20 protein-coding genes and 1 pseudogene are annotated in these 22,127 nt (G+C 69.1%); 16 read left to right on the plus strand and 5 right to left on the minus strand.

From position 1 onward, the window contains the following. Positions 1-547 precede the first annotated feature (547 nt). The 3 genes from ACIQU6_RS32175 to ACIQU6_RS32185 all read left to right on the plus strand — a co-directional run bounded on the left by ACIQU6_RS32175 (position 548) and on the right by ACIQU6_RS32185 (position 4,954). Entirely contained in the window at positions 548-1,858 is a 1,311-nt protein-coding gene (locus ACIQU6_RS32175; RefSeq protein WP_403485249.1) for a DUF6801 domain-containing protein, read from the plus strand. A gap of 139 nt (positions 1,859-1,997) precedes the next feature. Then, positions 1,998-2,246 carry a hypothetical protein gene (locus tag ACIQU6_RS32180; RefSeq protein ID WP_403485250.1) on the plus strand — a complete coding sequence of 83 codons (249 nt, stop codon included), beginning with the start codon at positions 1,998-2,000 and terminating at the stop codon, positions 2,244-2,246. 80 nt (positions 2,247-2,326) lie between these two features. Beyond that, positions 2,327-4,954, plus strand: coding sequence for an EF-hand domain-containing protein (locus ACIQU6_RS32185; RefSeq protein WP_403485251.1), 2,628 nt, complete (start codon positions 2,327-2,329; stop codon positions 4,952-4,954). 171 nt (positions 4,955-5,125) lie between these two features. Here the strand turns inward: ACIQU6_RS32185 and ACIQU6_RS32190 are convergent, their stop codons facing one another. Beyond that, positions 5,126-5,728, minus strand: coding sequence for a peptidase dimerization domain-containing protein (locus ACIQU6_RS32190; protein WP_403485252.1), 603 nt, complete (start codon positions 5,726-5,728; stop codon positions 5,126-5,128). Positions 5,729-5,829: 101 nt separating this feature from the next. After that, positions 5,830-6,411, minus strand: a pseudogene (locus ACIQU6_RS32195) (M20/M25/M40 family metallo-hydrolase); the annotation flags it as partial. 218 nt (positions 6,412-6,629) lie between these two features. Here ACIQU6_RS32195 and ACIQU6_RS32200 point away from each other — a divergent pair. Next, positions 6,630-7,409, plus strand: coding sequence for an esterase/lipase family protein (locus ACIQU6_RS32200; RefSeq protein ID WP_403485253.1), 780 nt, complete (start codon positions 6,630-6,632; stop codon positions 7,407-7,409). On the opposite strand, the gene ACIQU6_RS32205 is transcribed toward ACIQU6_RS32200, so the two are convergent. Continuing rightward, positions 7,410-8,387 (minus strand): NADP-dependent oxidoreductase, encoded by a 978-nt coding sequence (locus tag ACIQU6_RS32205; protein WP_403485254.1) that lies wholly within the window; start codon positions 8,385-8,387, stop codon positions 7,410-7,412. A 140-nt stretch (positions 8,388-8,527) separates the two neighbouring features. On the opposite strand from ACIQU6_RS32205, the gene ACIQU6_RS32210 reads away from it, so the two are divergent. After that, entirely contained in the window at positions 8,528-9,550 is a 1,023-nt protein-coding gene (locus ACIQU6_RS32210) for a GlxA family transcriptional regulator (protein ID WP_403485255.1), read from the plus strand. Positions 9,551-9,753: 203 nt separating this feature from the next. Here ACIQU6_RS32210 and ACIQU6_RS32215 read toward each other — a convergent pair whose 3' ends face one another. Next, positions 9,754-10,515, minus strand: coding sequence for a DeoR/GlpR family DNA-binding transcription regulator (locus ACIQU6_RS32215; RefSeq protein ID WP_403485256.1), 762 nt, complete (start codon positions 10,513-10,515; stop codon positions 9,754-9,756). 385 nt (positions 10,516-10,900) lie between these two features. On the opposite strand from ACIQU6_RS32215, the gene ACIQU6_RS32220 reads away from it, so the two are divergent. The 11 genes from ACIQU6_RS32220 (at position 10,901) to ACIQU6_RS32270 (ending at position 20,413) form a co-directional block, all read left to right on the plus strand. After that, positions 10,901-12,436: an APC family permease gene (locus ACIQU6_RS32220; protein ID WP_403485257.1), complete on the plus strand. Its 1,536-nt coding sequence runs from the start codon at positions 10,901-10,903 to the stop codon at positions 12,434-12,436. Next, positions 12,433-13,866 (plus strand): FGGY family carbohydrate kinase, encoded by a 1,434-nt coding sequence (locus tag ACIQU6_RS32225; RefSeq protein ID WP_403485258.1) that lies wholly within the window; start codon positions 12,433-12,435, stop codon positions 13,864-13,866. The genes ACIQU6_RS32220 and ACIQU6_RS32225 overlap by 4 nt, the downstream gene beginning before the upstream one ends. Next, complete coding sequence (locus ACIQU6_RS32230; protein WP_403485259.1) at positions 13,863-15,296, plus strand: NAD(P)/FAD-dependent oxidoreductase; 1,434 nt, start codon at positions 13,863-13,865, stop codon at positions 15,294-15,296. The genes ACIQU6_RS32225 and ACIQU6_RS32230 overlap by 4 nt, the downstream gene beginning before the upstream one ends. Beyond that, positions 15,296-16,549, plus strand: a complete 1,254-nt coding sequence (locus tag ACIQU6_RS32235) for an NAD(P)/FAD-dependent oxidoreductase (protein WP_403485260.1) — start codon at positions 15,296-15,298, stop codon at positions 16,547-16,549. Before ACIQU6_RS32230 ends, ACIQU6_RS32235 begins: the two co-directional genes overlap by 1 nt. Before the next feature lie 433 nt (positions 16,550-16,982). Next, positions 16,983-17,177 (plus strand): hypothetical protein, encoded by a 195-nt coding sequence (locus ACIQU6_RS32240; protein WP_403485261.1) that lies wholly within the window; start codon positions 16,983-16,985, stop codon positions 17,175-17,177. A 16-nt stretch (positions 17,178-17,193) separates the two neighbouring features. Next, on the plus strand, positions 17,194-17,556 hold the full coding sequence (locus ACIQU6_RS32245) for an ArsR/SmtB family transcription factor (RefSeq protein WP_403485262.1): 363 nt from the start codon (positions 17,194-17,196) through the stop codon (positions 17,554-17,556). Between the two features lie 131 nt (positions 17,557-17,687). After that, on the plus strand, positions 17,688-17,891 hold the full coding sequence (locus ACIQU6_RS32250) for a DUF6126 family protein (RefSeq protein ID WP_403485263.1): 204 nt from the start codon (positions 17,688-17,690) through the stop codon (positions 17,889-17,891). A gap of 526 nt (positions 17,892-18,417) precedes the next feature. Next, entirely contained in the window at positions 18,418-18,684 is a 267-nt protein-coding gene (locus ACIQU6_RS32255; protein ID WP_403485264.1) for a hypothetical protein, read from the plus strand. Between the two features lie 41 nt (positions 18,685-18,725). Next, positions 18,726-19,157 carry a hypothetical protein gene (locus tag ACIQU6_RS32260; RefSeq protein ID WP_403485265.1) on the plus strand — a complete coding sequence of 144 codons (432 nt, stop codon included), beginning with the start codon at positions 18,726-18,728 and terminating at the stop codon, positions 19,155-19,157. Positions 19,158-19,484: 327 nt separating this feature from the next. Beyond that, a complete protein-coding gene (locus tag ACIQU6_RS32265) occupies positions 19,485-19,919 on the plus strand; it encodes a hypothetical protein (protein WP_403485266.1) in 435 nt (144 codons plus the stop codon). After that, positions 19,916-20,413 carry a hypothetical protein gene (locus ACIQU6_RS32270; protein WP_403485267.1) on the plus strand — a complete coding sequence of 166 codons (498 nt, stop codon included), beginning with the start codon at positions 19,916-19,918 and terminating at the stop codon, positions 20,411-20,413. Before ACIQU6_RS32265 ends, ACIQU6_RS32270 begins: the two co-directional genes overlap by 4 nt. Positions 20,414-20,533: 120 nt before the next feature. Here the strand turns inward: ACIQU6_RS32270 and ACIQU6_RS32275 are convergent, their stop codons facing one another. Further along, positions 20,534-21,904, minus strand: a complete 1,371-nt coding sequence (locus ACIQU6_RS32275; RefSeq protein ID WP_403485268.1) for a sugar porter family MFS transporter — start codon at positions 21,902-21,904, stop codon at positions 20,534-20,536. Positions 21,905-22,127 lie beyond the last annotated feature (223 nt).

The following is a 22,127-nucleotide window of genomic DNA, read 5'->3' on the forward strand; positions in this document are numbered from 1 at the left end:
TGATGGCGCATCCCCCCGATCGCCGGGCGCAGTCAACTCCTCAGCATTCGTCGTCAATTCATCCGGTAGGCACCTGTTGAACCTGTCCGCCGCAATTCCTGACATCCGGAATTCTGTGGAGGTTCTGCGCGCAACTGGTCTGAACCTTCGCCACACTACCCAGTTCAGCAAGTATTTGCGCTCGCCGAATCGACTGAAACTCGTGTGACGCACGTGACGCACGAACACAGGTAAGCGTAAATGCACGGTTCTCGGTGCCCGCAAGCCGCGAAGGGTATTTCCGGAAGTCACCCTCTAACAAGGCGTGTTGGAGGGTGACAGGGCTATGCTCTAAGTTCCTCACACGCAACCAGAACCGACGGAGTAACGTCTTTCAAGTAGCGTCACGTGCCTCGTTGATCAAAATCGTCCGGGCTCGGCAGACCCGGCACGGGTCACGCGATCTGAGCAGTATGCCGAGCTACCGGAAAAGAGAAACGTGTCGTAATTGCACACCCGAACAACGAACGGGGGCTGGCTCATGAGCATCAGGTGCGGCAGGCCAAGGATGAGGATCATCCTTGCGGCCGCCACGGCTACGGCAACAGCAAGCGGGTTGGTGGGCATTATCGGAGCCGGATCAGCTGCCGCGCAACCGCTTTCACGCACATTCGACTACACATGCGCGGCTGGCCTGCTTGGCAATCAGCCGTTCACGGTGGAGATCGACTCGGACGTCCCGCATTCGGTCGCGGTCGGCGCACCCCGCAAGACCATCGCCGTCAACGCGGTGGCGACGGTGAGCGCGGGCTTCACCGGGTGGCTCGCCAATGCCGGCATGAAGACCCTCGGGGGCACTGTGGACGCAACGACCCATGTGGCCGCGCCGCAGGACGACTTCGACGTCGCGGTCCCCTTCCACATCGCCACGACCAACGTCCCGGCATCCGGTGCGTTCACAGTCCGGGCAACCGCCAGCGTGACCACGCGCACCTTCAACCATCCGGGCAAGGGGACGGTCACCGCCAGCGGCGTCACCCTTCACCTCCTCGCGAAGAACGCGGCCGGAAACGTGAAGCTATGGGGCGCCGCGCAGTGCAGCCTGAACGCCGGCCAAAGCAATTTCGTGGCGTCCTTCGACGTCACGAAGCCGACTCCGGCACCGTCCGCCCCTCCGAGCTCTTCGACCGGATCGGGCGCCTCCGCCGCTTCGAGGCCGACAACCGGACCGGTGGGCGCTGCCGTTCCCAAGCCGACGCTGCCAGCGGGCACCGGCCCCACACCCCACAGCCCGCCCGCACCCGACAACCCGAGCCCTCACACTTCCAGCGCTTCCAACGCCCCAACGGTGACGAGCCCCAGCCACGCGACGCCGAGGTCGACCACACCCGCGGTCGTCGCCAGGACCTCGACCGGTGAGCAGCACACCAGGGACCTCATCTTGCTGGCCGCGGGCGTGCTCGTCGCATGCGCCGCCTGCTTCGGTCTCGGCGTGCTGCTCAAGAACCGCCGCCGCGCCAGTGGCGACGGAGCGGCTCAGCGGCCCATCGACCCGAAGCAGGGCTTGCTCGTCGCAGGCGTCAAGGACGGCAGCACCGACGTCAGTTACCCGAGGAAGGACCTGAACGCTGTTCCGCCTCAGCGTCGAGGCTACGAGGGTAGGGCGGCATCACACGGCACCACGGCCAGGAGGGCGGCCGAGGGCCGCAATCTTCTGATGGGGCGCCACGTTCCACACCAGGCCGGCCATCAGGGCGTCGGAGCACGAGCCTGCGGTGGCACCAACCTGAACAGCCACATCCCGGGCTCGCGGCAAGGTGAGGACGTCGGCGTCGTGACCGACGAGCGGCCCGGTACCGAATCCGTTCGGCAGGGGTAGGGAACGAACGACCACCGTCTGTGTAACGGAGGCTCAAGCAGGGCGGCAGGCATCCAGCCACGGGTGCCTGCCTACTGGGGCGGGGACGGTCACACGGAAAGCCGGCCCTCCGCTATCCGCGCGAGAGAAGAGGTCTCTGGTGGCTGAGATCGACACTTTGCTTGGCCGGATCTTGCCCGCAGTTGAAGCGGCAGCGGGTGCGTACGGTGTCGGCATGCTGGCCAGGGCCGAGAGCGAGGCGACCAGAGCGACGGTGCGGTCGGAACAGCGGCCACTCGCCCCAACCCTGCACCGTGGCACCGACGCACACAGCGTCTCCGCCTCCGCAACGGGCAATGCCGGGATCATCGCCATCGACGATGGCGCGACGCACGGCCTGTACCGGTGAGCGTCTCGCGGGATCCGCGGGAGTCGGGGCTCACCGCGGCCCATGTTGCTGACCAGTTGGGCGACAAAAGGTCGATCACGGTGAGCAACGTTTTGGGGATTGTCAGTATCGGCGACAACAACCTCAATCTGTTCCTCAACCAAGCGGTGTCCGCGGAGGGTGCACTGGCCGAGAAGGCCGACGTGCTCGCGAGCGTTGTCCGTGCGCGCCTGCAGCATGAGGTGGAACAACTGGGGCTAACCGATCGGGATTTGCCTGTCTACTGGCGACCGGTACTGGAGGAGACGCCCGACCACAAGGGCATCCAGAACGCCCAGGTCGAGGAATCTCCCACTCCCCCGCTATCCCCCACCGGTCAAGGGGACGAGATCACTGCCGCCCTTGAACAGGCGAAGTCCCACTGGCTGATGGTGCTGGGGCGGGCGGGCTCAGGGAAGAGCGCCCTGGCCCTACGTTTCGCCCTGGCCCGTCTCAAAGCACGTCCTGCCACTCATGATTCACCGGTACCGGTCATCTTCAGTCTCGGATCATGGAATCCCGAAACTGCCTCGCTGCGGAAGTGGTTGATCGGCCAATTGGAGCGGGATCACAACTTTCTCGCCGCGGCAAGCCCCAGCGGTAAGACGTGGGCCGCCGCGCTGGTGGGGGCCGACTACGTGCTACCGATCCTGGACGGGTTCGACGAGATCGCCATCGGCTTGCGCAAGAGCGCGCTGAGAGAACTCAACAAATGTGGCTTGCCGCTGCTTGTCACCAGCCGCTACACCGAGTTCAAATCCGCCAGGGAAGAAACCCACGTCGAGCCCTCCGCCACCGCTATTGAATTGATCGACCTCGACCTGGACGACTCCATCAAGTATCTCCAGGAGGCCACCGGCACAACTCTCCCCGCCAGTACGACCGTCACCCCCCGGTCCGGATGGACTTACGTCCTGACTGAGTTGCGCTACCGCCGCCACACACCACACGTCGCCAATCTCGCCGCCGTGCTGACTACCCCCTTGATGGTCACACTCGCCCGATTCGTCTACGAATCCGAACTAGACCCGTCGGACCTGCTGAAGGCCGACAGGTTCGGCACCCGAGAGGCCCTTGAGAATCACCTCTTGGATGCCTTCGTCACTACCGCCTACGAGCGCTTTCTCAGCGACGAGAGCGACAAGCCAGAAGCACCAGAACACCGGAGCCGGAACACCGAGCGAGCCCGGCGCTGGCTCGGCTACCTCGCCGCGCATCTGACGGAACTCAAAACGCCCGACATCGAATGGTGGCGGCTGGGGACCACCGTGAGGCTGCGCTGGCTCATGCTGCGGGTCGGGGTCACCCTCTTCGCCGCGTCCGGGCTCGTGGCCGGGCTCGTTTACGGGTTCGAGGGCTGGCTCGTGTACGGCCCCACGTACGGGCTCACATCAGCAGGCGTCACCGGCCCGCTGGACGGACTCGGACTGGGTCTGACCTTCGGGCTCATGCACGGGTTCGTCACGAGGATGAAGGTCGGCGGCCCGATGTTCAAACCGTCGCTCATGAGAATCAGTCTTCGGGGCCGGACGAGGGACGAAGCCAAGACACGACTGCGGAAGAGCTTCTGCCCCAGAGTCATGGGCGGGCTCGCCGGAGGTCTCCTGTTCGGAGTCGTGTGGGCGCTCGGAAGCGCGGCCCTTTCGGCCGTCCTGGGTTATCCCGCGCTCATGATCGCGCTGGCCACGGGGCAACTGCTCGCGGCCGGGATCGGCCTGGGACTCGCGATGGGGCTCATCGCCGCGCTCGGGGCCGGGTTCGAGACCGCCATCCCAATCGACGAACGCGCCCTGCCATCGGACCTGTTGAACACGAACCGCGCCACCGTACTCAAGCAGCTGCTCACCATCGGGCTGGTGGTCGGGGCCGGGTACGGAATCGCTTTCGGGCTCGTGACCAATGCCCTGGCCGGACTCGGGGCCGGGCTGGCGGCCGGATGCGTGATCGCGCTCGGGGTCGGCACCATGACCGCCTGGGGGCGGTGGGTAGTCCTGGCTCGCATCTGGCTACCCCTGGGGGGATGGTTGCCGAGAGACATTGACGCGTTCCTGCAGGACGCCTACCAGCGAGGCATCCTGCGCCGAAGCGGCGCGGTCTACCAGTTCCGCCACGCCCTGCTCCAGGAACACCTGCGCGAGACCGCCGACACCCCGCCCGAGCGGGTCCTTCACCGCACCAGCAACCTGGACCGCCTGTTCAACGTGGCCGACACCGACGGCGACGGCTACGTCGACAGGGCCGACTACGAGCGGATCGCCCATCGCTACTGCACCACCTACGAACTCGCCACGGACACCCCCGAGGCGAAGGCTCTGGCGTCCTTCTACCGGGAGTACTGGGCCGGTCTGCAGCGTCACGCGAAGACCGACGGCCGACTGTCCCGCAAACAGCACCGCACCGCCGCCGACGCCGCTCCTGCAGACCCGGCTCTGCAGGAGCCGGTTTCGGCCTTCGGAGCAGCCGTGTTCAAGGTCATCGACGCGGACCACGACGGCTACATCGGAGAGCAGGAGCTGACGCGGTACCTCGCGATGTGGAACCTCGCCAGAGACGCCACCCGCGTGCTGGGCCAACTGGACACCGACGGCGACGGCCGCCTCAGCAAGGACGACCTGACCCGCGCGATCAACACGTACTTCTACTCCCCCGACCGGGGTGGCACGGGGAGCGTGTTCTTCGGCGTCGCGTAGCTATGGCCCTGGTCCACTGCCGCCCGGCTACCGGCCACCTCGCGCCCCACCCGGAAGTGCGCCCGGTGATCGCAGAGAGAACGTCGAACTCTTTCTTGTGCACCCAACAGAGCCGGAGTTGGGCAGTTGCTGGGAGCGGATCTGGTAGGAGTCCGGGATGGAATCGGGGCGTCAGCCCGCCCGGAGGAGGTCGAGCACGGCGCGCTGATAGACGGCGTACACCGTGGGGAGTTCCGTGAGGCGGGCCCGCTCGTCGATGCCGTGCAGGCCCTCGTACGGCACGCCGAAGCCAGCCGTAGCCGCGATTCCCTCCCCGGCCAGCAGGTTGCCGATGTTCGACGGTCCCGCGGTCTTCGCCCGTACCGTCAGGCCCGCCTCGGCCGCGGCGTTGAGCAAGGCCGCGGCGGGTTGTTCGTCCTCGCGGAGGCGGAAGGGTGGCCAGGCGGCGACGGGTGTGACCTCGGTGGGTGCCGGGGCGGGCAGCTCCGCATCCAGCTCAGCGACGGCCTTGCGGAGCAGCGTCTCCGCGTCCTGGGCGTCGAACGTCGGGGTGGTGCGCACGTCGATGTGCAGGTCGCACCGGTCGGGGGCGACCGAGAAGCCCTGGCCACCGTGGCAGGAGGTCACCGACAGCTTCGGCGGCAGCGGGAACCCCGAGGCCCCGTCGACTGCGGGCAGATCGGCCGCGTCGAGAAGGCGTACGAGGTGCGCGGCCCGGGAGACCGCGCCGACCACGGTCTTGCTGGAGCCGGAGTGCCCGGAGAGGGCGTGCACGGTGATGGTGGCCCGCCACAGGCCCGGCCGCCGACGACGACCTGGTCCATGCCCGGGTATCCGATCATCACCCCTGCGGGCCGGGCGGCGTCCGGGTCGGTGAGGTAGGCGCGGGCGCCGCCGAAGCCGCCGGTGTGCTCGTCGACGTCCAGCAGCACGGCGAGCCCGCCGTGCAGGTCCGCAGCGCGGGGCAGCAGGTCGGCGGCGATGTGGCAGAACATCGCCGCGGCGAGCTTGGAGTCCGCCGAGCCGCGGCCCAGCAGCCAGCCGTCGGTGACGTCTCCGCTGGCCGGCGGGAACGACCAGGCGGCCTCGTCCCCGTACGGGGCGGTGTCCACACAGGCATCCAGCGTCCACCAAGGACCTGGCTGTCCGCCGGGGACCTCCGCCAGCAGCCCCACCAACTCCCCGGCGTCGTCGTGCAGTCGACGGTGCGGAAGGCCACGGGAGGCGAGCCAGTTCTCCAGCACGCCCAGGACGGGCTCGTAGTCATCGATGCCGCCCCTGCTCGGCCGCCGGACGAGCTCCTGCGCGAGCTCCACCACGGACGCCGTACGGGCCGCGGCCTGCGACTCGTTCTCGATCATGTTCCTCCCTCGCCCCTCGGTTGTGCCGCATCGGCAGCGCGCGGACGTTCTCGATCCTCTCCACCGGCCGCGCCGAGGCGCACGTCTCCCGCCCATGGTGAACCAGCCCGACGCCCGACGGCCGCATCACGACTGAGTGAGACACCGCTGTCGAATCCCCCAGCCCCGTGGGACGACGGCGACGGCACGGCCGCCGCGGTCTCGGAGGCGACGTATTTCTTGTGCCCCCAACAGCCGCCCCTCATCATGTGGTTCGTCCAGACCAACCGAGCGCAGCGCCGGAGGCGGAGGCATCCATGCCGAACATGTCGCACATGCCGCACATTCCGAACGGCAAGGGGACGTCGAGTAGTTGGGGGGCGGGCCGACTCTCGGGCCGTCGCGTTCTGCTGTTCGTGGCATCGTCCGCGCTGGTGGTCGCCGCGCTCGCCGTTGCCCCCGCACAAGCGGCGGCTTCCCCCGACCCCGTCATCTTCGTGCACGGTCGAAACGCCGACGCGGAGGTCTGGAACACCATGCGGGCGGACTTCGCTCGGAACGGGTATCCAGAAGACCGGCTGTTCGCCTGGTCGTATGACACCTCGAAATCGACGAACGAGGTGCTGAGCGGCCAACTCCAAAGCTATGTCCACACGGTGCTGGAGCGGACTGGTGCCACGAAGGTGGATCTCGTCGCCCACAGTCTGGGCAGCCTTCCGACCCGTTGGTACGTCAAGTTCGGTGACGGGCGGGACAGGGTGGCGCACTGGGCCTCCCTGGCCGGCCCCAACCACGGCACCGATCTTGCCTGGCTGTGCGCGGCGTGGGACCAGGGCTGCCGGGACATGTCCCCCGGTTCGTATGTCGTCACGCACCTCAACTCCGGTACCGCGACGCCCGGTCCGGTGAAGTACGCGACGTGGTGGTCACCGTGCGACGAGCAGATCACACCACACAGCAGCACAGCACTCGACGGCGCCCTCAACACCCGCACCGCCTGTCTGAAACACAACGACTTCCTCGGGGATGCCACGGTGTCCCAGCAGGTGCGCGCCTTCCTCAGCGGCGACGGTGACGGCGTGAACGGTGCGGACCGGGTGAGCCGGGTGGGCTGACTACGTCGTCAGGACGATCTTGCCCGTGGCGTGGCGGGTCTCGCCCAGTTCGTGGGCCCGGCACGCCTCCGTCAGCGGGAACACCGCCGCGATCTCGACGCGGAGTTGGCCGCTCTCGACGAGGGCGGCGATCTCCCGCAGCCCTGTGTGGTCGGGCTCGGCGAACAGGAAGGTGGCGTGGACCCCGGCCGCGCGGGCCTGTTCGGCGGGGAAGGTGTCGTCCGGGGGAACAATGGTGACCAGCGTCCCGCCTGGGCGCAGCGTTCGGAGGGAGCGCTCCCAGTAGGGGCCGCCCACCGCGTCGAGCACGGCGTCGACGTCGCGGACGGTCTCGGCGAAGTCCTCGCGGGTGTAGTCGATGAGTTCGTCCGCTCCCAGGCGGCGCAGGAATGCGTGCTTGCCCCGGCTGGCCGTACCGATCACGTGGGCGCCCCGTGCCTTGGCGATCTGTACGGCGAGGTGGCCAACCCCGCCCGCGGCCGCGTGGATCAGGACCCGCTTGCCGGGGCCGACGTCCGCGGTGTCCACCAGTGCCTGCCAGGCAGTCAGTGCCGCGAGGGGGATCGCCGCGGCCTGGACGTGGTCCACGTTGGCCGGGCGGCGGGCGAAGTGCCGGGCCGGGGCGGCGATGTAGTCGGCGTAGGTGCCGGCCAGTTGGGGGCAGCGTGGCATGCCGAACACCTCGTCGCCGGGCCGGAAGAGGGTGACGCCGGGGCCGACCGCCTCCACCACGCCGGAGACGTCGAAACCGAGGGCGAAGGGTGGCTTGGACCCGCTGTGGAAGGTGCCGCACCCTTTGGTCTTCCAGGCGGTCGGGTTGACGCCTGCTGCACGTACCTGCACCAGGATCTCGGTGGCCGCCGGTTCCGGCCGCATGGTGCCGACGACCCTGAGGGCCTCCGGGCCGCCGGCACGGTTCTGGACGACGGCCCGCATCATGAAGCGGTCGGTGCGAGTAGGGTGCGTGATCTGCAACATGGTTGGTTGTCTTTCGTGTTCGGCCTTCGGGTTGGGTTTGTACATGTGGGTCGGTGGTGTCTGGTGGCGCTGGCCCAGTTTGACCTATGGTCAAGTTCCGACGTAGTGACCTGATGGTCAGGGTCTGAAAGAATCGGGCCATGCATCGTGTCGGCGTACTGGCCCTGGACGGCGTGCTCCCGTTCGAACTCGCCATCACCTCCCGGATCTTCGGTGCCGCCCGCGGCGCGGCGGGCGAGCGCCTGTATTCGGTGACGACGTGCAGCCTGGACGGCGGTCCCGTACGCACCGACGCGGACTACGAGTTGACCGTGAGCCACGATGCCTCCGTGCTGTCCGCTGTGGACACCGTCGTCGTTGCGCCCACGCACCGGCTCGGCCCGGTCAAGGAGGACGGGAGACTGCCGGATGCCTTGCAGGAGGCCCTCGCCGCCGTACCGTTCGGCACTCGCATCGTGGCGATCTGCACCAGCACCTACGTCCTGGCCGCGGCCGGCCTGCTGGACGGTCGCCCGGCCACCACGCACTGGCGCGAGGCCGAGCGGCTGCAGCGGATGTTCCCGCGCGTCCGGGTCGATCCCGATGTGCTGTTCGTCGACGACGGCGATGTGTTGACGTCGGCCGGCGCGGCCGCCGGAATCGACCTGTGCCTGCACCTGGTCCGGCGGGACCACGGAAGCGAGGTCGCCAACGACGTGGCCCGTGCCTGCGTCGTTCCGCCGTGGCGTGAGGGCGGTCAGGCCCAGTACATCCGGCGCCCGGTCCCCGCCCCGACCACCAGCGGCACCGCGCCCACCCGTGCCTGGGTCCTGGAACGGCTCGCGGAACCGGTCTCCCTTGCCGACATGGCCGCCCACGCCCGGGTCAGTGTGCGCACCTTCACCCGGCACTTCCGGGACGAGGTCGGCACCAGCCCCGGTCAGTGGCTGATCCAGCAACGGGTGGAGCGGGCCCGTCAGTTGCTGGAGACGACCGACTGGCCGATCGATCGGATCGCCGACAGCGCCGGGTTCGGCACCGGAACGTCACTGCGGCAGCACCTTCAGGCCGCCCTCGGCGTCTCTCCTCAGACGTACCGGCGCACGTTCCACACCGCGCCGGTCGGCAGCCCCGCCGCGGCGGACCGCGGCAAGCCGGCACCGCGGATGGATCCGGCCGCCTGAGCCGTCGCACGTGACCGCTTCGGCTGAGACGGCTCCGGCGGCCCTACGCCCGGGACTGGCGGGGTAGTTGGTCGTGAGCGTGAGCGTGCCCTCAGGCAACCGCTGCCAGGCACCGGCGACGTCGGCACGGTCGTCAACTGTGGCCCGCGGGACGGCAAGTAGTCCCGGCCCGGCCTTTTCAGTCCGGGCGGGTTCCGGGCGGGTCACCCCACGACGACGGTGGCACCGGCTCGGGTGAGGGCGGTGCGTAGGTCGGTCGGGCAGGGCTTGTCGGTGATGAGGGTGTCGAAGCCGTTGAGCTCGCACACGCGGTGGGCGGCCGTGCGGCCGAACTTGCTTGAGTCGGCCAGTACGTAGCGGTGGGATGCGTTGGCGAGCATGACCCGCTTGGTGGCGACCTCGTCGAGGTGGAAGTCGGTGAGGCCGTAGGGAGCTATTCCGCCGGATCCGAGGAAGACGGCGTCGGCGCGCAGGCCGTCGAAGAACTCCAGCGTCTGGGCGTTGGAGCAGGCGAGGTCGCCTGCTCTGAGGCGTCCGCCGCTCACCAGCACTTCCACTCGGGAGCGTGTGCTGACCTCGGCGGCCACGAGCAGGGACGGGGTCGCGATCACGCCGATGTGGTCGGCGGGAAGTGCGCGTGCCACTTCCAGGGCCGTGGTGCCGACGTCGATGACCACGGTCTGGTTCGGCTCGATGAGGGCCGCCGCCGCCCGGCCGATGGTCTCTTTTTCGGCGGCGAGGCTGCCGCTGCGTTCGCTGAAGGGGGCTTCCTCCCCGACGGGTGTCTGGGTGCTGGTGGCGCCGCCGTGTACCCGGGACAGTTCGCCGCGGCGCTCAAGCAGGGCGAGGTCTCTGCGGACCGTTTCGTGGGAGACGCCGAGCAGCGTGGTCAGGTCGTCGGTGGTGACGAATTTCAGTCGGGCGATCTCGGCGACGATTCTGCGGTGGCGCTCAGCGGCGAGCACGTCCACCTCCTTGGGCGAGTGACCGTTTCTGTGGATCTGTGACTGCATTCTACGGTCGGCCGATGCCGAGTCGTGTCAGCCCCTTCGCCCCGGTGCCGGACTCTGCGGCGTCTCGCCCGTTGACGTAGCCCTTGACGACAGGCAGGCAAGGGTCCACACTTCCGGTAATTCGCAGTCAATAGTCCATAGAAACGGTCACACGGTGAGTCGCCGAGACCGCTTCGGCCATGGCCCCGCGGCACCGTCGCAGGCCCTGCTGCCCCAGCGGACAGGCCCCGGACGGTTCCCCTGCGCGGGGCGTGTCCGCACACGACCGAGTTCGCTCGCCCACGTTCACTGGCTCTCGCATTCCACCGCGGGGCACTCTTAAGCAGGGGAAAGAGTCATGGCACACGCAGCATCAGCTCCCCAGGGAGCAGGAACAGACGTCTCCGGCCAGGGTGAGCCCAAGCCGCGGATGGCGCGGCAGCTTGGCTGGTACGCCTCGTTCTCCCTGGCTTTCGGGTTCGTCTCCATCGCCACCGGCATCTTCACCACCTACGGCTCGGTGCTCGCGACCTCCGGCCCGCGGGGCATCTGGGCTTGGCCGATCGCCGTGATCGGCCAGCTCTCCGTCGCCCTGGTCTTCGGGGCCCTCGCCGCACGCATCCCCATCAGCGGCTACTCGTACCAGTGGGTGTCCCGGATCGTGGGCCCGGTATGGGGCTGGATCATGGGATGGATCTCGTTCGCCTTCCTGGGCGTGGTCCTGGTCGCCGTCGACTACACCATCGCCTCCACCATCCTTCCGGAGCTGTTCCAGTACGTCGGCACCACGCAGAACGCCTGGGTGATCACCGCCGTCGTCGTCCTGCTCCAGGCCGTCCTCGTCGCCGCTTCCACGCGCACCACCCATCGGGTCAACAGCGTGGCCGTGACCGTGCAGCTCGTCGGCATGATCGCGCTGACCGTGCTGCTGTTCGCGGTGGGCGCCTTCACCGGCAAGCTCGACTTCGCGAACCTCTTCGAGACCGGGACCATCCCCGAGAGCGGCTACTTCGCCCTGGGCGGCGGCACCTCGGTCGGACCGTTCGCCCTGGCGTTCCTGCTCGGCGCGTTCACCATCGTCGGCTTCGAGTCGGCGGCCAACATGGCCGAGGAGACCAAGAACCCGGCCCGGGTCATCCCCAAGGCCATGGTCCAGGCCGTGCTCTCGCTGGGTGTGCTCGGCTTCCTGTTCCTGGTGGCGATCACTGCGGCAGCCGGCCAGGTCAGCGGTGTCGGCGAGTCGGACACTCCCGTGGCGACCATCATCACCGCCGTGCTCGGCTCGGTCGTCGGCAAGATCCTGCTGGTCCTGGTCGTCGTGTCGATCTTCTCCTGCGGGCTGGTGATCACCCTGAGCGGTACCCGCCTCGTCTACGCCATGTCGCGCGACGAGCGCTTCCCCGGCTGGCAACTGCTCAAGCGCCTCAACCGCCGTGCCGCCACGCCCCTGAACGCGACGGTGTTCATGATGCTCGTCGCGCAGATCATCCTCGCGGTCTTCTCCCGGTCCACCGACGCCCTGTTCCACCTGTTCTCCGCCGGGACCCTGCTTCCCGCCCTCATCTACGCCGGAACCGTTGCGATGTATGCCATCAAGCGGCGTTCGCTGCCCGCGTCCCAGGGCTTCTCGCTGGGTCGCTGGGAGGTGCCGGTGCTGGTCGTTGCGGGGATCTGGCTGGTGTACGAGCTGTTGATCTTCCGGGACGCTTCCTTCCTCGCTCCGTGGACCTACGTCCTCGTGCTGTTCGCGATCGGCGGCGTCTACTTCGCCGGACTGCTGTTCCGGCGCGGGCGGGACGGGCTAACCATGCCGGACATGGCCGACATCGACCGCGCGCTGGACGCCGGCGACGCGACGTCCGCGGGCCCGGCCATGGAACGGAGCGCGCGATGACCGCGATTCTCGCCATCGACCAGGGCACCTCGGGCACGAAGGCCATCGTCGTCGATCCGGAGGAAGGCACGGTCGCCATCGCGGAGGAGGCCGTCCGTCCCGTCTACCTGAACGGTGGCGGGGTCGAGCAGAACCCGCACGAACTGCTCGACTCCGTCCTCAACGCGGGCCGGCGGGCGGTGAGTGCGGCCGGTCGTCCGATCGCCGGTGTGGCGCTGGCCAACCAGGGCGAGACGGTCCTGGCCTGGGATCCGGCCACCGGATCGCCCCTGACCCAGGCGCTGGTGTGGCAGGACCGGCGCGCGGAGAGCGTCTGCGGTGAGTTGTCCGAGCACGCCGAGAGCATCGCCCGCCGCACCGGCCTCGTCCTCGACCCGTACTTCTCCGCGCCCAAGATGGCCTGGCTGCGGCGCAACCTCACCCGCGACGGGGTGGTGACGACCACCGACACCTGGCTGGTGCACCACCTCACGGGGGAGTTCGTCACCGACGCCTCCACCGCCAGCCGCTCGCTCGTCCTCGATCTGGACAGCGTCGCCTGGGACGGGGAACTCCTGGGCCTGTTCGGGCTCGACGGCGAGCGGCTGCCGCGCATCGCGGCCTGCGACGAGGTCGTCGGCACCACCCGGGCCTTCGGCCAGGAGGTGCCGGTGGCCGGGCTGATCGTCGACCAGCAGGCGGCTCTCGTCGCGGAGCGCTGCCTGGAGCCGGGTACCGCGAAGTGCACGTACGGCACCGGTGCGTTCCTGCTGGCGAACACCGGCCTGGACGCGGTGCGTTCCAGCGCCGGTCTGACCACCTCGGTGGCGTGGCGAGCGGCCGGTCGGACGCGGTACTGCGTGGACGGCCAGGTCTATACCGTCGCCTCGGCGGTGCGCTGGCTCCAGGACCTCGGGCTCATCCAATCCTCGACCGACCTGGACACGTTGGCTGCGGCCGACGCCGAGGGCGTGCTGTGTGTGCCCGCCTTCGCCGGGCTCGCCGCCCCGTGGTGGGCGCCGGAGGCCACCGCCTCCTTCACCGGCATGACCCTGCCCACTCGACGCGAACACCTCGTCCTGGCCGTGCTCCAGGGCATCGCCGCGCAGGTCGCCGAGTTGGGCACGCTGGTCGCCAAGGACCTCGGCCGGCCCCTGACCCGACTGCGTGCGGACGGCGGTCTGACCAACTCCGCCGTCCTCATGCAGGCTCAGGCCGACATCACACAGATGCCGGTCGACATCTACCCACACGCCCACGCCACCCCGCTGGGGGCGGCCGCTCTTGCCCGTTGCGCCCTTGATCCGGCGCTCGGGCTCGAAGAGGCCGTCGGCGACTGGCAACCGACCACCGTTTACGAACCCCGCTGGTCCGCTGACCGGGCCGAGGAGTTCCGCACCGCATGGACGCGGGCCGCGACGGCCTGCGCCGCCGAGGGAGAGCCTTCATGACCGCCACCCCACACCGCCCCCACGGCGACGTCTACGACGTCGCGGTGATCGGCGGAGGCATCGTCGGCGCGGCGATCGCACGCGAACTGTCCGGCCACGACGTCCGCGTCGTGCTGCTCGACGCCCGCGACGACGTCGGCGACGCCACCAGCAAGGCGAACACCGCGATCCTGCACACCGGTTTCGACGCCAAGCCGGGCACCCTCGAATCCCGCCTCGTGGCCCGCGGATACCGGCTGTTGAGTGACTACGCCGAGGCCACCGGCATTCCCGTCGAGCACACCGGCGCCGTGTTGGTGGCCTGGAACGACGAGGAGCTCCAGGCGCTTCCCGGCCTGAAGGAGAAGGCCGAGGCCAACGGTTACGACCGCTGCCGGATCATCGACGCCGCCGAGGTGTACCAGCTGATCCCCGACCTCGGCGCGGGAGTGCTGGGCGGGCTGACCGTGCCGGACGAGTCCATCATCTGTACCTGGACCACCAACCTCGCCCTGGCCACCGACGCCCGGCAACGCGGCACCTCACTCCTGCTCGAACACGCCGTGACCGGCGTCGACGTGGGGGACGAGGCGACCACACTGCACACCTCGGCCGGTGACGTGCGGGCCCGCTGGGTCGTGAACGCCGCCGGTCTAGGCGCCGACCACATCGACCGCCTCTTCGGCCACAACCGCTTCACCGTCACCCCCCGCCGAGGTGAGCTCTTCGTCTTCGACAAGCTCACCCGCCCCATGGTGAACAAGATCGTGCTCCCGGTGCCCACCTCCTTGGGCAAGGGCGTGCTGCTCTCCCCGACCATCTACGGCAACGTCATGCTCGGCCCCACCGCCGAGGACCTCACCGACCGCACCGACACCGCCACCTCCGAAGGCGGCTTCGACTTCCTGCTCACCAAGGGCGAACGCCTCATGCCGCGCCTGCTGGCCGAGGAAGTGACCGCCAGCTACGCCGGGTTGCGTGCCGCCATCGACCGCTCCGACTACCTCATCGAGGCCAGTCCGGAGCAGCGCTACCTCCTCGTCGGCGGGATCCGCTCCACCGGCCTGACCGCGGGCATCGCCATCGCCGAACACGCCCGCGTCCTGCTGGAGGAGGCCGGCCTGGCCCTGCGCCCGCGCGCCGACCTGCCCGAGCCACCGCGGATGCCCAACCTCGGCGAAGCCACCCGGCGCCCCTACCAGGACGCCGCCCTCATCGCCCGCGACCCCGCCTACGGCACCATCGTCTGCTTCTGCGAACGGGTCACCGAGGGCGAGATCCGCGACGCCTGCCACGCCCCGGTACCCGCCCGCAGTCTGGAGGGACTGCGCCGCCGCACCCGCGCGATGAACGGCCGCTGCCAGGGCTTCTTCTGCGGCGCGGAAGTCGGCGCCCTGCGCGAGAAGCACCACGCCCACGACGGCTGCCGCAGCCAGCACAAGGACAACTGATGACCCACCAAGCGCCCTTGATCACGCCCGACGTCCTCATCATCGGCGGCGGACCGGCGGGCCTGACCGCCGCGGCCGAGCTGGCCGAACGCCGGGCCGGCCAAGTCCTCGTCGTCGACCGGGAGCAGAACGCCGGCGGCATCCCCCGGCACAGCGACCACACCGGCTACGGTCTGCGCGACCTGCGCCGTGTGCTGTCCGGCCCCGCCTACGCCCGTCACCTCGTGCGGCAGGCCATTCGGGCCGGAGCGGAGATCCGCACCCGCACCATGGTCACCGACTGGGCCGACGAGCGCACCGTCCACGTCACCAGCCCCGACGGCCGCTACCGCATCCGGCCCCACGCCATCGTGCTGGCCACCGGCGCCCGCGAACGGCCCCGCACCGCACGTCGCATCCCCGGCGACCGTCCCCACGGCGTCTACACCACCGGCCAGTTGCAGAACCTCGTCCACCTGCACCACCAGCCCGTCGGCAAGTGGGCCGTCATCGTCGGCGGCGAACTCGTCAGTTGGTCCGCGGCCGTCACCCTGCGCGAGGCCGGCTGCACCCCCGCGCTCATGGTCAGCCAGTACCCGAAGGCGGAGTCCTACGCCGCCTTCAACGCGGCCGGGCGCACCGTGCTGCGCGTCCCCGTCGCCACCCGCAGCCGCGTCACCCGCATCATCGGCAAGGGACGCTGCCAGGCCGTGGAGATCGAGCACCTCGACACCGGCCAGCGCCGCACGGTCGCCTGCGACACCGTCGTCTTCACCGGCGACTGGATCCCCGACCACGAACTCGCCCGCGCCGGCGGCATCGCCCTCGACGAGGGCACCCTCGGTCCCCTCACCGACACCGCGCTGCACACCAGCCGGACCGGCGTCTTCGCCGCCGGCAATCTGCTGCACCCCGTCGACACCGCCGACGTCGCCGCCCTCGACGGCAGGCACGTCGCACAGCAGGTCGTCCGCTACCTGAACGGCGAGGCCCGCTCCGCCTACGGCATCCGCCTGCTCGCCGACCCACCCTTCCGCTGGGTCGCCCCGCAGATCCTGCGGCCCAACGACCCCGCACCCGCCCGGGGACGTCTGCTGCTGTGGTCCGAGGAGTTCGTCCGCTTCCCCAAGGTGACCGTCCGTCAGGACGGACTGACCCTCGCCCGCCGGACGCTCGCCTGGCCCGCCGCCCCCGGCCGCGTCTTCCGCGTACCCGCCGACGTACTCGACAACGTCGCGTCCATCGGCGGCCCGGTCCACATCGGCCTGCACTGACCCCGGAACGACCGGTCACGGGCACCGCACTGCCCGTCATCGCGACGCGTTGACGGGGGCGTGCCCTACGTGGCCGGCCGTCGTTGGTGGCGGTGAAGGTGTCCGCATCCTCCCCGGCCCTCCGCTCCGCTGTCGTAGCGGAGGGCCGGGGCACCACGGGCCTTCCCGGCCCCAAGCGCTGCTGGTTCGCAACGTCCTCGGCGTGGCGCTTGGGGCCGCTCACTGCCCGCACCATCCGGGACCACGACCTGAAGACGTCCGACGGTGCCGCCGCTACTCCCCCTCCCCCGCGTCGACCAACGACTGTGGCCCGCCTCTCCCCACGAGAGGCGTCCTGATGGCGTCCCGCGGGGGCACCGGGCCCTAGACTTGCAGAGTTCTTCAATTCGTCAGTTTCGTCAGAGGTTAATTACGTCGCGGTGTGGAGGTCCGGGTGGGCGACTTCGTCGAAGCGGTGCGGGAGCGGGTGCGGCGAGCACGGGAGGCTGTCGCGGCGGCGCACGGGGCCGGGGACGTCTACGCGGTGACCGAGGCCAAGGAGGAGCTGGACGACGCGCTGCGGATGGCGCGCGACCTCGGCGTGGATCCCGGTGCCGCACCGGACGACGCACACGAAGACCCCACATGAACGCAGGTGGCACCGCATGAACAGGACGCAGGTCCCCCTGTACCAGGCGAAGGCGGAGTTCTTCCGGATGCTGGGGCATCCCGTCCGGATCCGGGTGCTGGAGCTGCTCCAGGACGGGCCGAAGCCGGTGCGGGAGCTGCTGGCCGACATCGAGGTGGAGCCGTCGAGCCTGTCGCAGCAGCTCGCGGTGTTGCGCCGGGCGGGAATCGTGACGGCCGCGCGAGGCGGGTCGACGGTGGTGTACGAGCTGGCCGGCGGCGATGTGGCCGAGCTGTTGCGGGCCGCGCGTCGGATCCTGGTGGAGCTGCTGGCCGGGCGGGAGGACCTGCTGACGCAGTTGCGCGGGTCGGGAGCGGGCGTTCCGGAGCAGGCGTCGTGAGGTGAGCGGGGCGCGCCCTGCCGTGGTGGCGTCGGCAGACCTTGCCCCTCACCACCCCAGCCGGGACGTACGCCCTACCCGTCTCCCCTCCCCCATTCCCCCTGACTCGCGACGCACCCAGGAGAGCAACCATGCCCGACAACCAGACCAACGAGCAGACCCCAGCGCAGGCCGACGCGCAGCACCCGCTCGAAGCATCCTTCGGCGGCGGGATGTCCGAGCGGCGGAAGGAACGGGGCGCGTCCTGGCGGGTGTTCATCTACATCGCCGGCAGTCACCTCCTCCTGGCCTTCATGGCGCTCCTCTTCTACCTCGGCAGCCACGCCGGCAAGTAGGCGTCGGACTGGGCGGAACGAGAGCCCCCGGCCAGGTTGTTGGTGATTTGTCCGTGATGGCCTCGCTCTCTTCTCCGGAGCTTCCGGATGGAGTGCTGTCAGGCACCACCTCATAACCGACCCACAACAGCAACTCCGTGACGCACTCGCCGCTTTGGACGCAGCCTTCGCACCACGTGCCGAACTGTCCATTTCCGTGGACGGCTGCACCTACTGCTACAGCGAAGCGGATCTTGAAGCCCTGGCCGGTCCGGTGAGCCAGATCTCAGACAAGCTGGTCGGCTACGTCGCACACGAGGGGCCCGACCACTGGGGCGATTTCCCTGGCCTGTACCCGCAAGTTGGCGCCCCGCATCGCTCGCCTCCTTGTCGCTGACGGCCTCATCAGCGACATGGTCGCCTCTCGGTTCCTCGCCGTCGGCTGGCGCGATGGGAGCGAGGCGGAGCCACGGCGCTGGAGAACGTCTGGCACGCCTGGTGGCGGTCATTCCTGCACAGCCACCCGAGCACCGTAGGCGCCTCGGACGTGGTGGAGACGCTCGGGGCCCTCAACGGCACCCTCGCCCCCTTGCTGACCACGTGGGCTCAAACCCGCACCGCGGCGGCGGACTTGCACCTCAGCGACGCGCTCGACTGGTGGCTCGTCGAGAGCAAACTCGGCGACCTCCACTTCGGCTTCTATGGCGAGGTGCACACCACGCCGGAACTGCTGCCCTGGCTGCTCTCCTTGGAGGACGGCCGCATCGGTGCGGCCCAACTGAGGGAAGTCGAGCGCATCGCCTATGGGTACTAGGCCGCCCATCGAGAGTGGATCTTGAGCGTAGGGTGTCAGGCATGTCACTCAGCCGCATCATCCTCTCGTCTGGCCGTTCCATCGAGCTCTCGGAACTGCGGCTTTCCTCGACCTACGACGGGATGCTGGAGGGCTATCCGTGCAAGCCTGTCAATGACCTGAAGGTCAGTGGTCTCCTGCGGACGGCCGAACGCGCCTTTCCAGGCGCACCGACCCATCTCGTTCCGCCTTCCCGCGAGTATCCCGATCAGACCGCGGCCGCGTTCGGCCCCGTCGAGGTGCTGCCCTCCGTGGCCTGCGTCGGCGCCTTCCGCTCGGCAGCGGTCTCCCCCGAGCACGACCCGGTGTTGTACCGATCCGCCCTCACTGTCGTCTGGTTCCAGCCCACCCCCGACGTCCCGTCAGGGGTGGGTGCTGATCCCGCGCTTCGCAACATTCCTTGGGAGGAGCTGGCCCGGGACTACGAGCTCTAGCTACGCGCGTTGAGACACTCCGGTCACCGCTCGCCGCTGTCGAGACCCAGCCAACCGCCTCGTTGACAGAGCGGAGTACAGGCCGCCGCGTCCACGACGGTGCTCGCCCACCAGCGACGTGACCGGGCCGTTCCCACACAACACCGCATCCGCCAGCCCGAACAGGGCGTCCGTGCTTGACGCTAAAGATCAAGTGCAGAAACCGGTCTCGGACTCCTCCTGTTGGACGGACAGAGACCAGTGTGTGTGAACTGTCCGTGGAGACAGCACCGTTGGGATGTGTGACTGTCACGATGACTCGGAGATCTGGTCACTGCAGGGGGAGACATGGGCGACGGACAGCGGGCCGGGGGCACTGAGAACCAGGTGAACGGAGGGCAACAGGGCGCCGTCGTTCAGACGGGGGCGATCACCGGAGGCGTGCACCTCCACCTGCCGCCTGACGGGATCGAGGACACGCGGAACCCGATCATCGTCACCGTGGCCCGCGAGCCCAGCACCACCGAGGAGAACCCGACGGTGATCCTGGACGCGGACCCGCCCGAGGTGATGGTTCGCCAGGGACCCTTCCGGGTCACGGTGGAGAGCAGCGTGCGGGGACGGGCGGTGATCCTTCGGGGGATGCGCCCGGTGGTGCTCTCCCGCCGTCCTGCCCGCCGGGCATGCCCCCGGACAGCTGGCGTCCCCTGTGTACAGGCGGTTAGCCCAGCGGCATTTCAGCGCCGACCTCAAAGCGGCACCGCCCTGATGCGGAGGACGTGAACTTCCCCTTCTCGGTGAGTGCTACAGACGTCGAAGAGTTCGTCATCACGCCCGATACCGGCACGGACGAGGTTCTGTGGCACCTTGAGATGGACTGGCTGTGCGCCGGGCGCCAGGGCACCGCGGTCATCGACGACCACGGGCGGCCCTTCGCGCTCTACCCTCGTTCCGGCCCCCGCCTCGACTGCCAGTACGGCCACGTTCGTGACTGCCCTGCTCTGCGGCTCGCCGCCCGGTCCACTCGGGGAACCGTAGTCCACGGCTGCGACAGAGACTCGCCCCATGGAGCGATCAAGCCCGACAACGGCGGCGCGATTTTGGAATCCACCTTCCATAGTCAGATTCCACGCAACGAGCGCACGGTGGAGCGCTACTACCCGGGCCAAGCCGTCAGCTATACCGTGGAGACGGTGCAGGGGGTCCCTCTTTGCGGTCACGAGTCTCCGTGGGTCCGTCACCTCCAACCCGCCTCGACACCCCCCAACAACCCCTGAGCTTGTCATTTGGCGTCCGGCGGGCTCCGCCGGCCAGCCCGCCGGCCAGCCCGGCCCCAGCAAGCAGCAACCGGGGCCGGGTTCTCAGGGGCCAGGGCCGCCTCTCGCGGCGGTTCCGCCTCAGCCGCGCGCCGACGGTGTGAACTGCCCCGTCTGGAGGGCGATTTCCTCCAGGCTTCGGCCGCGTGTTTCGGGCATCGAGCGGCCGAAGCCCACGATGGCCACGATGGTGAGGCCGCAGTAGAGGAGGAACGTCCCCTGGAAGGAGAAGTGGTCGACCAGGGGGACGAAGGTGAGGGCGACGATGGTGTCGGCGGCCCAGAGCGCGGTCGTGGCCAGGCTCATGGCGCGGCCCCGCACCTGCTGGGGGAAGATCTCGGAGATGTACACCCAGAACACCGGGGCGGGGCCCACCGCTCCGGCGGCGATGAAGACGCACATGAGGACGACGGTGACCGGGCTGCCCTGGTGTCCGGTGAAGGAGGCGAGCGAGATGCCCGCGCCGCTGACGGCCATGAGCGCCAGTCCACCGAGGAACAGCGCGCGCCGGCCCAGCCGGTCCAGCGCGGCCATGGCGACGAAGGTCATCAGCAGGTTCACGACGCCGATGATGACGCTGCCCAGGACGGAGCTGCGGATGCCGAGTCCGCCGGAGGACAGGATGCGGGGCGCGTAGTAGATCGCGGTGTTCAGGCCGCTGAGATGGACGGTGAAGGCCATCAGGGCGGTCATCCAGATGAAGCGGGTGCTGGCCGGGTTCGACGAGCCGCGCGCCTCTCGTTGTGCGGGCGGCGGGGTCAACTGGCGGCGCAGGGCGTCCAGGTCGTCGGTCAGACCGGTGACGGCCGCTGCCGCGCGGGCCCGGACCTCGTCGCCCCGGGCGAGCAGCCAGCGCGGGGATTCGGGCACGAAGAGGGTGCCCACGGCCATGATGACCGTCGGGAGCAGTGCGGCGGCCAGCATCAGTCGCCATTGGCCGCCGCCGCTGAACGCGTATCCCACGGCGAACGCGGCCAGGATGCCGACGGTGACCATGAGTTGGTTGAGCGTCACGAGGAAGCCCCGGCGTTGCTGTGGGGCGATCTCGGCGATGTAGAGGGGGACGACGAAGGAGAGTGAGCCGAGGCCGAATCCCACCAGCATGCGTCCGGCGAGCAGCGGATAGATGCCTGGTGCCAGCATGGAGACCACGCTGCCCAGGGCGTAGAGGACGGTCATCGCCAGGATCAGGGGCTTGCGGCCGTAGCGGTCCGCGAGTCTGCCGCTGACGGACACCATGATCGTGGCGCCCAGCAGGGCGCTGGCCACCAGGGCGCCCTCCTGCCAGTCGTTCAGCGCGAAGTCGTGGTCGATGTAGAGCAGCGCTCCCGAGACGACGGCCGTGCCGTAGCCGAACAGCACGCCGCCGAGCGCGGCGACAAGGGAGACCAGTAACACCCCGCGACCGCCGTGGGTGGTACGGGGGGCCTCTCCCCGGGGGTCCAACTCCATGATGATGTACCGCTCCTTCTTGCTTGTTCAGTGCGACTCTGCCAGCTGATCAGTTTTCAACTCGCCTCGTTTTAGCACGTGTTGACGTCATCCGATGACGCGACATCAGGAGCGGCCGTCTCTGGTGCGGGTGCGGGTGCGGTGGTTGTGGTGAAGGCGGTGCCGGTCATGCCGGCGGTGAGGGTGGTGCCGTCGGTGGGGTCGATGAGGAGGAAGGAGCCGG

This window comes from Streptomyces sp. NPDC090442 (assembly GCF_044769405.1).
GTDB lineage: Bacteria > Actinomycetota > Actinomycetes > Streptomycetales > Streptomycetaceae > Streptomyces.

Coding starts and splice junctions, on each gene's coding strand:
- ACIQU6_RS32235 (WP_403485260.1), top strand. CDS start 15,296: ATGACCCACCAAGCGCCCTTGATCACGCCCGACGTCCTCATCATCGGC.
- ACIQU6_RS32245 (WP_403485262.1), top strand. CDS start 17,194: ATGAACAGGACGCAGGTCCCCCTGTACCAGGCGAAGGCGGAGTTCTTC.
- ACIQU6_RS32260 (WP_403485265.1), top strand. CDS start 18,726: ATGTCACTCAGCCGCATCATCCTCTCGTCTGGCCGTTCCATCGAGCTC.
- ACIQU6_RS32275 (WP_403485268.1), bottom strand. CDS start 21,904: ATGGAGTTGGACCCCCGGGGAGAGGCCCCCCGTACCACCCACGGCGGT.
- ACIQU6_RS32210 (WP_403485255.1), top strand. CDS start 8,528: ATGCATCGTGTCGGCGTACTGGCCCTGGACGGCGTGCTCCCGTTCGAA.
- ACIQU6_RS32220 (WP_403485257.1), top strand. CDS start 10,901: ATGGCACACGCAGCATCAGCTCCCCAGGGAGCAGGAACAGACGTCTCC.
- ACIQU6_RS32265 (WP_403485266.1), top strand. CDS start 19,485: ATGGGCGACGGACAGCGGGCCGGGGGCACTGAGAACCAGGTGAACGGA.
- ACIQU6_RS32250 (WP_403485263.1), top strand. CDS start 17,688: ATGCCCGACAACCAGACCAACGAGCAGACCCCAGCGCAGGCCGACGCG.
- ACIQU6_RS32200 (WP_403485253.1), top strand. CDS start 6,630: ATGCCGCACATTCCGAACGGCAAGGGGACGTCGAGTAGTTGGGGGGCG.
- ACIQU6_RS32205 (WP_403485254.1), bottom strand. CDS start 8,387: ATGTTGCAGATCACGCACCCTACTCGCACCGACCGCTTCATGATGCGG.
- ACIQU6_RS32175 (WP_403485249.1), top strand. CDS start 548: ATGAGGATCATCCTTGCGGCCGCCACGGCTACGGCAACAGCAAGCGGG.
- ACIQU6_RS32230 (WP_403485259.1), top strand. CDS start 13,863: ATGACCGCCACCCCACACCGCCCCCACGGCGACGTCTACGACGTCGCG.
- ACIQU6_RS32225 (WP_403485258.1), top strand. CDS start 12,433: ATGACCGCGATTCTCGCCATCGACCAGGGCACCTCGGGCACGAAGGCC.